Consider the following 12,595-nt stretch of genomic DNA (forward strand, 5'->3'; position numbering starts at 1 on the left):
CGCTTACTGTGCCAGTTTATCCAGCAGCAGGCGGCGGCACTGAGTCTCGTCACGGCGAGCGATACGCTGTTGCTCTTTATCCAGCTTTTTCCAGGCGCCCAGAACTTCGCTGGCGGCCTGGCGGTTAAAGCGCTGACGCGATGCCCCAGGCCGGGTGCCTTCTACGGCGGCCTGCAGACTTTCGCTGGAGGTACTGCCCGCCGACGCGCGGCAGTAAACCGACACATACCAGGCCTGTTCCTGGGGATCCGGTTCTGGCCGCCAGAACAGAAACACCATTACGGCAAGTAGCAGTGCGGGAAGAAAAAATTTGAACAGTGCGCTTTTTTTCGTCATGTTTTTAATCCTGAGTCTGACAATAGGTCCCTGCGGACAGTAAAACCCTCACCGGGGAATAAAGCAAAAAATTAAGGAGAGGTTTATGGCCGAACGGTCGCCGATGCTGCTGCGCTGGTGCGCTATGTTAGGGTTTTCCGCTGTCCTGATGGTTGTGCTGGAGTGGCTGAGTATACCTGCGGCGATTCTGATGGGGGCCATGCTCGCCGGAATTATTTTTAGCGTTCTGGACAAGCCGGTAAAGGTGTCTAAGCCGCTATTTTCGCTGGCTCAGGCGGTGGTGGGCGCGATGATCGCCAGGGCTATTCCGCTGTCGATCTTTCAGGAGATGGCGCGTCAGTGGCCGCTGTTTCTGGGATCTATCTTTTCGGTTATCGCCATTAGCCTGGTTCTGGGCTGGCTGCTGGCCAGATTTAAGGTATTGCCCGGATCCACCGCCATCTGGGGATCGTCGCCCGGCGGCGCTTCGGCTATGACGCTGATGGCGGAAAGCTTTGGCGCCGATGTGCGACTGGTAGCCTTTATGCAGTATCTTCGGGTGGTGATAGTGGTGTTGATCGCCACCCTGGTCACCCGTTTCTGGGGCGGGTTGGAAAGCGCTCCCGACCCCCAGAGCCAGCCCTTTTTTCCGGCGCTGGATAGCGGTCATTTCGCTATGACGCTGGGGCTGATTGTCCTGGGGTTCGTTCTGGCCAGGGTTTTGCGCCTGCCTGCCGGACCTATGCTGATTACTCTGGTACTGGGAGTGGTAATGCAGGACAGCGGGCTATCGCCGATTATTCTGCCGCCCTGGCTGCTGCTGATGGCCTGGACGCTGGTGGGCTGGAGTATTGGCCTGCGCTTTAACCGGGAAATTTTACGTCACGTGGCCCGGGCCTTTCCGCGGGTGCTGCTTTCTATCCTCTCTCTGGTGCTGCTGTGCTGCGGTCTGGCCTGGGGACTGGTCCATTTCGCCGGTATCGATCCGCTGACCGCTTACCTGGCAACCAGCCCGGGGGGCGCGGATTCGATGGCGATTATCGCTGCGGACGGGCAGGTGGATATGCCGTTTGTGATGGCGATGCAGACCGGGCGATTTCTGATTGTGCTGATGGTGGGGCCGCCGCTGAGCCGCTTTGTTGCCCGGCGCCTGGAGCCCGCGCCGGGCGGCTGATTAATGTACCGAAACCGGCACCCAGGTGCAGGCTATCAGCACCTGAGGGCCGTTGCCAGGCCGTACCCAGCAGCTGTCGTAGAAGGGATCGGTCGGGGGCGCCTGGCGCCAGGCGAGGATGCCCTGTTGATTAAGGCGGATCATCACCTGGTCCAGCGTCTCGCCCTGGCGTAGCGCCTCCGTGGCCTGCTGAATCGGCAGCGGTAGGGGATCGTCCGGGCACAGAATCGCAATACCGGCCAGCTGCCGGTGAGTCTTACAAACCATGTTTTCACCAGATAACAGAAAATAACAGAGGATAAAGACTGTTGGCTGATTTTAGCTGTTTATCTGGCCGGGGCAACCGTTATGACACGTATCTGGAACCTATTTCGAACAAATGAACAGCGGTGAATAGAGGTTGCCGATAACGATGCCGTTGTCCGGCGTATATTTAATTTTCACCAGCCGCTTTTGATTCAGGCCAATCCCCAGCAGATAGCGTTCGAAAATGCCGGGGGGCACGTTATCCAGTCCGTAACGCATGACTTCGACTATCTCAATTTCATACATGGTGTTGCGTATCCGCCGCCATTTAAAGCCCTCCTGACGGGAGACCGAGAAGTTTCCCTGAGGCGTGACTACGTTGCCGGTCAGATTAAAATCGCCCCGGCCGTCAGGGGTGAAGTGCATTGATACCAGTGAATCCAGGGTAAAGGTACTATTGCCGCGCTTGTTTTCCATGGTCAGATTACCCTGACAGTCAATGTTCAAACGCGTCTGCTGGCGATACAGCCAGACAGTCGTCAGCAAAATAACGAGATTAATAATCACAATCAGCAAAAGGGTACGGCGCAGCGTCATGGTCATCATCACCACTCATAGTAATACTGGGTGTGGCAGGTCACCGCTTTACCGGCGTTGCGTACACAGCGGGTGAGGACGACTCTGCCGCCTTCGCCATAGAAAATACTGTCCTGCACGAAGAAATAGAAAACGGTATTGGGCTGGCAGGCCGGTAGCCTGACCCTTTGCAGTATGCGGTGCGCCATGGAGATCGCCTCCTCATGCCAGGCCTCGGGAAGCGGACTCAGCGTATAGATCGGGCACTGCCCCACTTTGGTCAACGGAAGGACATCCACCCGGGTATCAGCGCTTTCCACCAGCAGTTTTCCCATGCCGAAGGCGAAATGGATCAGGGTTATCAGGATCAGCAAGGTCGGCCACAGCCAGCGCTGTTTTTTCGGCTTCGTGGTCGCCCGTGGTGCATTAACCGTGGGCCGTTCATCTTCGTTGGACTGGCGCTGTACGCTCAGCTCCGAATTGAGCATAAAGCCGATTTTGGGCACGGTAATAATAAACTGATGTTCGGGCGCAAAAATTGCCAGGGTCTTACGCAGAATGCTGATGTACTGATTCAGCGAGCTGTTGGAGCCACGCAGTCCGCGGGAATCCCAGACTTCGCTCAAAAAGGTTTCGCGTTCAATGGCAACGCCGTGACGTTCGACCAGCAGCGACAAAATGGCGTTAGCGGTGGCGGTAAGCGTGACGAGTTCTTCTTCACGTCCCGGTGGCATTAACACGCCGTCTTCCGGGCGATAAATTAAGGCGTTTGCTATCAGATATTTCATTAAACGTTCCGTCACAGAAGAATCGGACACGGGCAGAGGTGAATGTGTGACTGCAATAAGAATCTGTTATGGATGCATCAGTGATGTTGGTGCAGTTCGGAGATTATACGCTGGTTGCACTTATAACACAGCCGTCGATCGCGATGCTATCACATCAATAGGTAAATTCTTAATTCCGGCATTGTGCTGATTGGGAAACAACACCGGAGACGGGGTTCCTGCCTGTGGCAAGAGGAACCTGTGGGGCGCTTTTGGTGGCGAAGGACTGTCCTTTCATGACCTTTCCTTTAAAAAGCAACGGCCAGTAGTAACTACTGACCGCTGAATAATATGGAGTATTAACCCGATACAGCGTAACGACTCCGATCTGTTTATCAGAAGGAAAAGGACAGAATCTCAGGGCAATTCCTGATAATGTAACGGCAATGATAAAATTCTGTATATACTAACTTTCAGTATTGATATCTGAAGGTGGTTTTTTATTCTTACTGTTAATAATTTGACATAGTTAAAAATAGAGCGGTTATGAATAACATGACGTCATTAATAGCCATTAAACGAACTGGGTTATTCTCGACCAGAGGTCGGCATTAGAGTGACAGCGCATCTTTTGCATGGCATTACGTTTGTGGCCATTAATGGTTTTGGGGGATTTATTGAGTTTACGCGCCATTTCCTGGGCGGTAACTCCCCGGCTTATTGACAGACAGACCTGCCACTCTGAACGGGTCAGGTGAGTACCGCGGCGCTGATTTTCTACCGGCGCATTAATCTGTGCCAACAGCTCGGTCAGTGGCTGGTTATCCGGCAATACCCGGACATCTTTCGGCACCAGTAACTTAAGGGTTTCAACCTGATCGGCTTCGGCGATCAGTACCCGGCGCAGATCTTTTCCCGGCTGTTTTCCCAACCCGTCCAGTGCTGAAAGCGAAGGGGTTGATATCCAGGTAAATAGCGGGCGGGAAGGCAGAAGCCAGCTCAGCGATATACGAATACCGACCCACAGATAGTAATTTTCGCTAAAAATATAAATTAAAGTTCTTGGCTGCGTAGTCATGGTTAATATTGGGTCCTGAATAAATACTGGTTATTCCACAGATATGCGTAATCCCCAGAGGATTCTGCAATTCAATACCCAGTAATGGGTCATCATTTTATGAAATATCCGCAGCGTTTTTTAACCGACCTGTGGACATTTCCAATTAATGGTAATACCTGTTTCAGCTGCATTGTCTGATGTCAGACAAGAGGCGCCGGAAGACCTCTGGAAACTGGAGACTATTCTGATAGGTCAGGCGAGATGGAGGGTAGATATAAATGGAATGATGAATTATAAAGAATTAAATTCAGATTTTTAACGTGTCTATAGCTTTTTATTCTGATGAGTGGGGCCCGATGGCTATCGGGCCGATACCCTCAGGTTAGTGAGCGTACTGCAGAATGTCGCCCTGCCACCCTTTTTGCGCATAGTTGTTCAGATCGTCGATCCTTGTTACCGGCTGACCTGCGCTAAAATTAATCGCTTTCAGATTCACCTGGACCTGAGAGGCGGCGAAGGTGGATTTAAAGTGATATTCACCATGGCTCAGATCGGCAACCGTGGTCCAGTAAGTTCCGATCCCCTTATTGTACTGCGGCTGTTTACTGTATTTCTGATACATATCCGATACTTTCTGTTCGTCGGGCTCTGCCGGTATACCGACAGGATAAGCCACGCTGTTAACCACTGAGAGCGCAAACCCCTGGGCCTGATTTTTATTATCCGGTTGAGGCAGGTTTTTCAGGTTATAGCTGGCGCGAACCAGACGCTGATCGGCATCCAGACCACCGGGAATCTGACTGCGATCGGCATTTTTATATTTCGCCAGATTCGCCAGCTGTTTTTGATAAGAGGGGGGGTTAGTCATTACCCGATAAGATTTATCGTGATAAACATGGACCTGACCATTATCGATTTCAATAATGGCGGAATCACCGCTGAGATCCTCAATGGCGATATGTTTGGTATCGGTAGCGTAATCCACCGGCAATTTTTTGGCTACCAGCCGTACGTTGTGTTGAATCCCTTTCACGGCCTCATCCACCGTCGCGTAGTTATCCAGGATATAGCTCAGCCATGCGCGGCTTTCGAGTACCGACTTGTCCTGATTGTCCTGCTGTTGCTGGCTGCCGTTCATATAAAACAGGGTATGACCGGCCAGCCCTTTTTCATTCATCCCGTCCATAGGGAAAACGTTATCGGCATAGATGGCTACGCTGCCATAGCGGCTGGTCCAGTGGGCCACATTGTCGCCATCGCCACCGTCGCGTTTCACGCCTCGTGGGGTGATGACCAGCGAAGGATCCACGGGGCCAAAGAAATCCAGATTACGGGCGCTGACCATATAGCCCGGAAACATATTCACAAAGGCGCGGGTACAGGCATCGGCGCTGGCGCTGAGTGCAACGGTCAGTATGGCGCCAGCGGCCACGGCGGTGAGGGGATGTTTTGACATTTTGATCTTCTCCTTGATGAGTTTGAGAGATCATTATTAAAGCGGATTCCCCTCGGAAAGAGTCGGTTTATGTGGGAAAATCCCCCATATAAAAAGGAGGGACGATGACGCCACTCAACTTTACCCTGGCCCAGATCGAAGCCTTTGCCTGCGTCTGCGAAACCGGTACTCTGACCCATGCCGCCAGAAAACTGCGCAAGGATCGCACCACCGTTAGCGAGCTGGTGGCCTATCTGGAAGTCGATCTCGGCTACCCGCTGTTTGAGCGTGCCGGGCGTTCGCTGACGCTGACGGAGGCCGGTGAGCGACTGTGGCGCCAGAGCCGTCTGTTTTTGCATGAAGCGCAGTCATTTGCTCAACTGGCGCGCCAGATCCCGCAGCAGATCGGCACCCGCCTGACGCTCTGTTACGATGCCTTCACGCCTCGGGATTTCCTGCTGCGCCTGCGCTGTAGTCTGGATGCGAGCCAGATTCAGCTGGAGCCGATTCTTGGCGAGCGGATTGAGGCAGAGAGCTGGCTGGAGCAGGGCCGTGCTGATGTCGGTCTCTTTCAGGCGATGAACCGTTCGATTAACGATCGCCTGCACTGGCGGGCGATCGGCAATATTTCGCTGGCGGTCTATGCCCGGGAGGATTTTTTCCCCGCCGGACAGGTATCGCAGTTTCATCTGGCATCTCGCACCCAGCTAATGCCGTTTCTGGATCTTCCCGAATGGCTGATGCGGCGTTTGCAGATTGCTGACGATATTCTGCGGGTCAATCAGCAGGATATATTGCAGGCTCTGCTGTGTACGGGGGAAGGCTGGGCCTGGTTACCCGAGCATATGAATGCCGATAGCTGGCCCGGCGTGGTACGGGTGAATACCGATATGGGGGATGGCACCATTTCCCAACTGATGGTGGCACTGTGGAAACCGGGACAGCTGGCGCCGCCCGTGCTGGCTAAACTGCTGGCCGCCTTTAACGAGGCATGGCCAGCGGCGGATTAGCGGTGGTGGCGATAGTCGCGGTCGCCTCTGTCGCCCCGATCGTAGTCGCCGTGGTGAGGCGGTGGCGGACGATGGCCGTCGCGGCGGTGATGGTCGTGATCGTGATAAACGCAGCCGCTGAGCGCCCCAAGCGCAACCAGCACAACTAAGCTGTAAAGCTTCTTCATTGGTAACTCCATGATAGCGCCGGAAAAATAATCGGCCAGGGCGCTATCATCCGCGAAAAGTCACCTACGGGAACATAAGTTTATTCCGAGTTAGCCGGTGGCGGCCTGTGCGCCAGGGTATCGATACGGGCCGGTGACAGCGGCTCCTGGGGGGTGGGTAATGGCCATCCCCACAGCCAGCGCGCAGCGGCGCCACAGGTACGTCCCTGGCAGGCGCCCATACCGCAGCGCTGCGCCATTTTGGCGCAGCGCCAGTCCGGGGCTCCTGCCACCGCGCCGGTGGTGACATCCTCACAGCGGCACAGCAGGCTTTCCGGCGTACAGATTTCGCCCAATTGCGGCTGAAGGGCAAAGGCGCCTTCTGCGGCCCGGGCGAAGCCTTGCCAGCGCTCGCGCCGGGCAAAACCGGTTCGCGCCCGGGCGACGTCTCCGGCGGCGGCGTAACCGGCAATCGCACCTTCCGCCAGCGCCAGTTCGCTGCCGCCCACGCCGGTACACTCGCCGGCAGCGAAGATATCCGGGATGCCGGTCTGCTGGTAATCATCCACGGCGATGGCCGTACCCGCCAGCGGGCAGCCAAACAGCAGGCCAGGTTCGATATTGGGAATCAGTCCATAGCCTGTTGCCAGGCGATCGCAGGCCAGCTCCCGTTCCCGTCCTCCATGGCGGATGCGTACCGCCGTCAGGCGATCGTCGCCCAGCGCCGCACTGACCTGACTGGCGGGCCGCCAGTGGTGATCCGCCAGCTCCGGCAGTTGACGGGCCTTTTCCGGCCAGCGCCATAGCCCGGCGGCGAATCTCAGGGCGCTGCGCAGCGGCGTCTGTTCGATGATGGCAACAACCTGGCCGCCCGCCTGACGCACGCTGGCGGCCACCGCCAGCAGCAGTGGGCCGCTACCGGCAATAACGATTCGCTCATCCGTTACGGAAAGTCCCTGTTTTAACAGCGCCTGTAGCCCGCCCGCGCCGGTAACGCCAGGCAGCGTCCAGCCGGGGAAGGGGAGCTGAAGTTCCCGGGCGCCGCAGCACAGTATCAGCCGCTGCCAGTGAAGAAGGCCGCAGTCATGCGCACGCTCGAACAGCAGGGCGCGGGGCTGCGGGCGGCCGATAAGCCGGGCTCCGCTCAGCACGCGGATGTTCGGGTGTCCGGCCACTGCGGCGCGCAGTTGACGGGCCGCCTCCGGCAGTCTGGCGCCCGGTCCGTCACGCCAGATCTGGCCGCCGGGAACAGGATTATCGTCGAGAATGGTGACCTGCCTGCCGCTGTCAGCCGCGCCGAGCGCCGCCGCCAGACCGGCCGGACCGGCGCCGAGTATGGCGATATCGCAGTGTAAATCAGTCATGTTGGTCACTCCTGAATTTCGCATCCCGCTCCACCCGCATTCCGGCGCGGCACGGCGTCTGACAGGCCAGACGACGTTTACCGTCGATGGTGATGCGGCACTCCTGGCAGACGCCCATACCGCAGAACGGCGGGCGCAGCTGGCCGCTTACGGAGAGCCGCGCCGCCGGTAGCGGGCTGCGGGCCAGCGCGGCAGCGACGCTGGTACCCTCAACGACCGTTATCGCTACGCCGTCGATAGTCAGGTTAATGGTCTGCGTCATGCGTTTACCTCTTGTCGATTCAGCCGCGAGGCCAGCCAGGGCGCGGCATCAATGGCGGGTTTGTTGTCGGTTATCTGATCGGCCAGCAGCCAGGCGGTGCCCGGCGCGGTGGTGACCCCCAGCCCTTCATGGCCCAGCGCCAGCCAGACCCCGGGACGATGTGGATGGGGCCCCAGCAGCGGCTGACCGTCCGGTGAGGCGCTGCGAAAGCCGCTCCAGCAGCGAATCAGGTTGAGATCCGCGAGCCAGGGCAGAAAGTCGCAGGCGCGGTGCAGCATGGCGGCCAGCAGGACGGGATCGGGGCGCGAGTCGGGGTTGTCATATTCCCGGGAAGAGCCGATTAATAGCTGCCCGGTTGGGCGCGGTTGAAGGTTAAAGGCTACCGATTTACCGTCCGGCGCGTGGGCGCTGACGGCGTAGCCCAGCTCCACCAGTTGATGGCTAAGGCGCGCCGGGTAGCGATCGGTAATCGCGAGCTGCCCTTTCTTGATACGTAGCCACTGCTCTGCCAGCAGTTTGTTGGCGCCGCTGGCGCAGGCGAGCAGAATGGCCGGTGCCTGCAGGCGACGGCCGTCACGTAGCTGGAGCCAGGGCTCTTCCAGCGCGATGACTTCGCCGGTGATATGGGTCAGACGCTCCCCGGCCTGTTCGATAAACCAGCGCGCCACGTTTGGCGCATAGACGATGCCGTCTCCCGGCACCCACAGTCCGCCAGCCAGCCCGGCGCCCAGTGTCGGCTCCCGGGCGGTAAGGGCAGAAGCGCAGAGCGGTTCGCTGGCTACCTGAACATCCGCCAGTCGCTGGCGCTTGCGTTCAGCCTCTTCCAGCTCGTCAGGCTGCTGCGCCAGCCACAGGGTGCCGCAGTCGCGCCAGGCGCAGTTGTCAGGGAGCCGGGGGAGGATATCGCGCCACAACGCCAGCGACCAGGCCGTCAGCGCCAGCTCGGCGGGGTTATCGTCCATGCAGACCAGGTGCCCCATTCCGGCGGCGGTGGCGCCGGGGCGACCGTCGTCGACCAGCGTCACGCGCAGTCCCCGTTGAGTCAGACGCCAGGCGCAGGCTGCGCCAACAATACCCGCACCGACGACGATAACGTCCGGGGCATTCATAGCCGGATGCCCCAGCGGAAGGGGTCGCGCTCGTCAAACAGCAGCCGGGTGTCGGCGCAGACCCATGCCGTGCCGCGAACGGTTGGCACAATATGCTGCCCCTGGCGGCGGTAGCTGGCGCTGAATTGGCTGCCGATGACGCTGGCCTGGCGCCAGATCTGGCCCGGAGCCAGCAGGCCATCTTCGGCCAGGCAGGCCAGCTTGGCGCTGGTGCCGGTGCCACAGGGGGAGCGATCCCAGGCCAGGCCCGGGCAGAGCACAAAGCTGCGGCTGTCGGCTTCGGGGTCCGGCCCGAACAGTTCAATATGGTCGATGATGCCGCCGTCAGCGCCGCGGATTTGCGCCTGATCCAACCCCTGACGTACGGCGGTGGCGAAGTCGGTCAGCGCCGCCAGACTGGCGGTATCGATGCAGAGCGGATGATCATTAATCAGGAAAAACCAGTTGCCGCCCCAGGCAATATCGCCGCTGATATCGCCATAGCGGGTCGCGACCCGCACCCCCTGACGCCAGCGCCAGGCGGGCACATTTTCCACCGAAACGCTGCCATCGTCGTGAAGCGTGGCGCGAACGTCGCCAACTGGCGTTTCAATCAGATGCTGGCCGGGGGATATCCGCCCCAGCCAGGCCAGCGAAGCGACCAGCCCGATGGTGCCGTGGCCGCACATCCCCAGAAAACCGCTGTTATTAAAAAAGATCACCCCCGCTGTGGCGGCAGGATTGGCCGGGCGACACAGCAGGGCGCCCACCATCACATCGCTGCCGCGCGGCTCCAGGATCGTGGCCTGGCGCAGGTGATCGAACTGTTCAGCGAAGCGATCGCGCAACTGTGCCATGGTTCCCGGGCCCGGATCGGGGAAGCCTTCCACAATCAACCGGGTGGGTTCGCCGCCGGTATGGGAATCGATAATACGCAGGGAAGCAGGGGAGTTATTCATCAGGCGATTCCTGAATTGTTAATCACATGTTGATTTATGCTGAATGAGGAAGAGTCCCCCAGGCTTGATGGTTTTCATAACGCGCCATAGCGAAATCAGCACAGTCGGCATTGTTTATGTCTTGCACATTCATATTAATTTGTTATTTATCATTAAATTATGATTGTGATACATCATGGAAATTTGGAGTCGGGTAAACAGATTGCGTCACGGTAAAGTTTTGCCGCGATCCCATTTCTCTCCTCGGTTGCTTGTATTGTTAAACGTAAGTTAATAAATATGCGCAAAATCCATCTGGAGGTGCCGCCATGAATTCCGCGATCCCGAACCCGGTAGTGAGTGAAGAGTTTGCCCCGGCTGAATTAAGCCGGTTTTGCGAAGGACTGGCGCGTCAGCGCCCGGAGAATATCCAGGCGCTGCTCAATGCCCTGGCGCTGATTGCGCCCCTGCTGAATGCCATTCCTGGGGTGGTGTTTTTCGTCAAGGACTGCTCTGCGCGCTATCTGCTGGCTAATCTGACCCTGGCCCGGCGCTGCGGGTTGCAAAGCGTAGCGCCGCTGCTGGGCAAAACTTCGGCGGATGTTTTCCCACGCCGTCTGGGGCAGGGATACACCGAACAGGATCTGAAAGTGCTGAATGAGGGCATTACGCTGCGCGATCAACTGGAGCTGCACTTCTACAGCGGTCGCCGTACCGGCTGGTGTCTGACCCAGAAGCTGGCGCTGCGCAACGCCTGCGGGCAGGTGATCGGCATGGCGGGAATTTCCCATGATTTGCAGGAGGCCAGCGCCCGCCATCCGGCCTGGCAGCAACTGGCGGCCATCGATGACTATATCCGCACTCACTACGGGCGGTCGATCGCCATGGAGGAACTCACCGCGTTGAGCGGTCTGTCGGTGGCGCAGATCGAGCGCTACTGCAAGCGCATCTTCCACCTGACGCCGCGCCAGATGATTCACAAAGTGCGGCTGGAAAAAGCCACCGAACTGCTGGCCAGCGATATGCCGATTACCGATATCGCTCTGCAATGCGGATACACCGATCACAGCGCTTTCAGCCGCCAGTTTAAGGCCATGACTGGCTCAACGCCCCGGGATTTCCGGCTGACGTTGGGCAGCGAACTGAGCGCACATTTTTAGTTTACTGTGCCAATTTCGTCGCAGTGCAGGGGGAAAACCGTCAAGCAGTTCAGGTTCGGAGTCGTCAATCTGTTACGTGAAATCACTAAAAATTCACCAAACATTAACAAACAGACGACAAGGAGAACGACCATGAGCCAACAGGCGATTAGCTGGAGCGGAGTATTCCCGGCGGTCACAACCCAGTTCCGTAGCGACTACAGCCTGGATCTGGATGCCACCCACGCGGTGATGAAAAACCTGGTACAGGACGGCGTTTCCGGGCTGGTGGTGTGCGGCAGCGTCGGGGAGAACACCTCCCTGACCACCGAAGAAAAGGTGCAGATTATTGAAGTGGCTAAAGATGCCGCCGGGGGAAAGGTGCCGGTTATCGCCGGGGTGGCGGAATTTACCACCGCTTTCGCCAGCAAGATGGCGCGCGAAGCGCAGCGGGTGGGTGTCGATGGCGTGATGGTGATGCCTGCGCTGGTCTATTCATCGAAGCCGCACGAAACGGCGGCCCATTTCCGCAGCGTGGCGCAGTCCGTGGATCTGCCCATCATGGTTTACAACAACCCGCCAATCTATAAAAACGACGTCACCCCGGAAATTCTGGCGACCCTGGCCGACTGTGACAACATCGTCTGCTTTAAGGACTCTTCCGGCGATACCCGCCGCTTTACCGATCTGCGCAACGCGGTAGGCGACCGCTTCGTGCTGTTTGCCGGGCTGGATGATGTGGTGGTCGAAAGCGTCGCCATGGGGGCTCAGGGCTGGATCTCCGGCATGTCCAACGCCTTCCCGCGTGAGGGCGAAACCCTGTTCCGCCTGGCGAAGGAGCAGCGCTTCGAAGAGGCGATGGCGCTGTATCGCTGGTTTATGCCGCTGCTGCACCTTGATGCGCGTCCGGATCTGGTGCAGTGCATCAAGCTGTGCGAAGCGCTGCTGGGGCGTGGCAGTGAAATTACCCGTCCGCCGCGCCTGGCGCTGGAAGGGGACGATCGCCGCCACGTGGAGCAGATAGTTCAGCAGGCGCTGGACAACCGCCCGGCGCTGCCGGATGTCGGTCTGTAAC

At 58.1% G+C, this 12,595-nt stretch carries 15 protein-coding genes; 4 read left to right on the top strand and 11 right to left on the bottom strand.

What is annotated here, in order from left to right:
* Nucleotides 1-3: 3 nt before the first annotated feature.
* The gene (locus tag FEM41_RS12755) at nucleotides 4-336 is read right to left on the bottom strand and encodes a hypothetical protein (protein ID WP_138096330.1); all 333 of its coding nucleotides are present in this window, start codon (nucleotides 334-336) and stop codon (nucleotides 4-6) included.
* Between the two features lie 85 nt (nucleotides 337-421).
* Here FEM41_RS12755 and FEM41_RS12760 point away from each other — a divergent pair, with 85 nt between their 5' ends.
* Nucleotides 422-1,489: an AbrB family transcriptional regulator gene (locus FEM41_RS12760; protein ID WP_138096331.1), complete on the top strand. Its 1,068-nt coding sequence runs from the start codon at nucleotides 422-424 to the stop codon at nucleotides 1,487-1,489.
* Here FEM41_RS12760 and FEM41_RS12765 read toward each other — a convergent pair whose 3' ends face one another.
* The 5 genes from FEM41_RS12765 to FEM41_RS12785 form a co-directional block, all read right to left on the bottom strand.
* Nucleotides 1,490-1,756, bottom strand: coding sequence for a hypothetical protein (locus FEM41_RS12765; RefSeq protein WP_138096332.1), 267 nt, complete (start codon nucleotides 1,754-1,756; stop codon nucleotides 1,490-1,492).
* Between the two features lie 99 nt (nucleotides 1,757-1,855).
* Nucleotides 1,856-2,341 carry a hypothetical protein gene (locus tag FEM41_RS12770; protein ID WP_138096333.1) on the bottom strand — a complete coding sequence of 162 codons (486 nt, stop codon included), beginning with the start codon at nucleotides 2,339-2,341 and terminating at the stop codon, nucleotides 1,856-1,858.
* Nucleotides 2,341-3,099 (bottom strand): winged helix-turn-helix domain-containing protein, encoded by a 759-nt coding sequence (locus FEM41_RS12775; protein ID WP_138096334.1) that lies wholly within the window; start codon nucleotides 3,097-3,099, stop codon nucleotides 2,341-2,343. Before FEM41_RS12775 ends, FEM41_RS12770 begins: the two co-directional genes overlap by 1 nt.
* A 553-nt stretch (nucleotides 3,100-3,652) precedes the next feature.
* On the bottom strand, nucleotides 3,653-4,156 hold the full coding sequence (locus FEM41_RS12780) for a helix-turn-helix domain-containing protein (protein WP_138096335.1): 504 nt from the start codon (nucleotides 4,154-4,156) through the stop codon (nucleotides 3,653-3,655).
* A 364-nt stretch (nucleotides 4,157-4,520) separates the two neighbouring features.
* Nucleotides 4,521-5,594, bottom strand: coding sequence for a linear amide C-N hydrolase (locus FEM41_RS12785; protein ID WP_138096336.1), 1,074 nt, complete (start codon nucleotides 5,592-5,594; stop codon nucleotides 4,521-4,523).
* A gap of 104 nt (nucleotides 5,595-5,698) precedes the next feature.
* Here FEM41_RS12785 and FEM41_RS12790 point away from each other — a divergent pair, with 104 nt between their 5' ends.
* Nucleotides 5,699-6,583, top strand: coding sequence for a LysR family transcriptional regulator (locus FEM41_RS12790; RefSeq protein WP_138096337.1), 885 nt, complete (start codon nucleotides 5,699-5,701; stop codon nucleotides 6,581-6,583).
* On the opposite strand, the gene FEM41_RS24535 is transcribed toward FEM41_RS12790, so the two are convergent.
* The 5 genes from FEM41_RS24535 to FEM41_RS12810 form a co-directional block, all read right to left on the bottom strand.
* Entirely contained in the window at nucleotides 6,580-6,750 is a 171-nt protein-coding gene (locus FEM41_RS24535; protein ID WP_168198797.1) for a hypothetical protein, read from the bottom strand. The two genes, FEM41_RS12790 and FEM41_RS24535, sit on opposite strands and share 4 nt — an antisense overlap.
* An 80-nt stretch (nucleotides 6,751-6,830) precedes the next feature.
* Complete coding sequence (locus tag FEM41_RS12795; RefSeq protein WP_138096338.1) at nucleotides 6,831-8,093, bottom strand: FAD-dependent oxidoreductase; 1,263 nt, start codon at nucleotides 8,091-8,093, stop codon at nucleotides 6,831-6,833.
* A complete protein-coding gene (locus FEM41_RS12800; protein ID WP_138096339.1) occupies nucleotides 8,086-8,355 on the bottom strand; it encodes a (2Fe-2S)-binding protein in 270 nt (89 codons plus the stop codon). Before FEM41_RS12800 ends, FEM41_RS12795 begins: the two co-directional genes overlap by 8 nt.
* Nucleotides 8,352-9,464: an NAD(P)/FAD-dependent oxidoreductase gene (locus tag FEM41_RS12805; protein ID WP_138096340.1), complete on the bottom strand. Its 1,113-nt coding sequence runs from the start codon at nucleotides 9,462-9,464 to the stop codon at nucleotides 8,352-8,354. The genes FEM41_RS12800 and FEM41_RS12805 overlap by 4 nt, the downstream gene beginning before the upstream one ends.
* Nucleotides 9,461-10,402: a 4-hydroxyproline epimerase gene (locus tag FEM41_RS12810; protein ID WP_138096341.1), complete on the bottom strand. Its 942-nt coding sequence runs from the start codon at nucleotides 10,400-10,402 to the stop codon at nucleotides 9,461-9,463. The genes FEM41_RS12805 and FEM41_RS12810 overlap by 4 nt, the downstream gene beginning before the upstream one ends.
* Before the next feature lie 308 nt (nucleotides 10,403-10,710).
* Here FEM41_RS12810 and FEM41_RS12815 point away from each other — a divergent pair, with 308 nt between their 5' ends.
* Together FEM41_RS12815 and FEM41_RS12820 are read left to right on the top strand one after the other, a co-directional pair.
* Entirely contained in the window at nucleotides 10,711-11,541 is an 831-nt protein-coding gene (locus FEM41_RS12815) for an AraC family transcriptional regulator (protein ID WP_138096342.1), read from the top strand.
* 132 nt (nucleotides 11,542-11,673) lie between these two features.
* Nucleotides 11,674-12,594: a dihydrodipicolinate synthase family protein gene (locus tag FEM41_RS12820; protein ID WP_138096343.1), complete on the top strand. Its 921-nt coding sequence runs from the start codon at nucleotides 11,674-11,676 to the stop codon at nucleotides 12,592-12,594.
* Nucleotide 12,595: the final 1 nt, after the last annotated feature.

The sequence above is a fragment of the Jejubacter calystegiae genome (assembly GCF_005671395.1).
In the GTDB taxonomy this organism is placed as follows: Bacteria; Pseudomonadota; Gammaproteobacteria; order Enterobacterales; family Enterobacteriaceae; genus Jejubacter; species Jejubacter calystegiae.

Excerpts from the sequence above, each read along its gene's own strand:
- FEM41_RS12755 (WP_138096330.1), bottom strand. The coding sequence starts at position 336 with ATGACGAAAAAAAGCGCACTGTTCAAATTTTTTCTTCCCGCACTGCTA.
- FEM41_RS12760 (WP_138096331.1), top strand. The coding sequence starts at position 422 with ATGGCCGAACGGTCGCCGATGCTGCTGCGCTGGTGCGCTATGTTAGGG.
- FEM41_RS12765 (WP_138096332.1), bottom strand. The coding sequence starts at position 1,756 with ATGGTTTGTAAGACTCACCGGCAGCTGGCCGGTATTGCGATTCTGTGC.
- FEM41_RS12770 (WP_138096333.1), bottom strand. The coding sequence starts at position 2,341 with ATGATGACCATGACGCTGCGCCGTACCCTTTTGCTGATTGTGATTATT.
- FEM41_RS12775 (WP_138096334.1), bottom strand. The coding sequence starts at position 3,099 with ATGAAATATCTGATAGCAAACGCCTTAATTTATCGCCCGGAAGACGGC.
- FEM41_RS12780 (WP_138096335.1), bottom strand. The coding sequence starts at position 4,156 with ATGACTACGCAGCCAAGAACTTTAATTTATATTTTTAGCGAAAATTAC.
- FEM41_RS12785 (WP_138096336.1), bottom strand. The coding sequence starts at position 5,594 with ATGTCAAAACATCCCCTCACCGCCGTGGCCGCTGGCGCCATACTGACC.
- FEM41_RS12790 (WP_138096337.1), top strand. The coding sequence starts at position 5,699 with ATGACGCCACTCAACTTTACCCTGGCCCAGATCGAAGCCTTTGCCTGC.
- FEM41_RS24535 (WP_168198797.1), bottom strand. The coding sequence starts at position 6,750 with ATGAAGAAGCTTTACAGCTTAGTTGTGCTGGTTGCGCTTGGGGCGCTC.
- FEM41_RS12795 (WP_138096338.1), bottom strand. The coding sequence starts at position 8,093 with ATGACTGATTTACACTGCGATATCGCCATACTCGGCGCCGGTCCGGCC.
- FEM41_RS12800 (WP_138096339.1), bottom strand. The coding sequence starts at position 8,355 with ATGACGCAGACCATTAACCTGACTATCGACGGCGTAGCGATAACGGTC.
- FEM41_RS12805 (WP_138096340.1), bottom strand. The coding sequence starts at position 9,464 with ATGAATGCCCCGGACGTTATCGTCGTCGGTGCGGGTATTGTTGGCGCA.
- FEM41_RS12810 (WP_138096341.1), bottom strand. The coding sequence starts at position 10,402 with ATGAATAACTCCCCTGCTTCCCTGCGTATTATCGATTCCCATACCGGC.
- FEM41_RS12815 (WP_138096342.1), top strand. The coding sequence starts at position 10,711 with ATGAATTCCGCGATCCCGAACCCGGTAGTGAGTGAAGAGTTTGCCCCG.
- FEM41_RS12820 (WP_138096343.1), top strand. The coding sequence starts at position 11,674 with ATGAGCCAACAGGCGATTAGCTGGAGCGGAGTATTCCCGGCGGTCACA.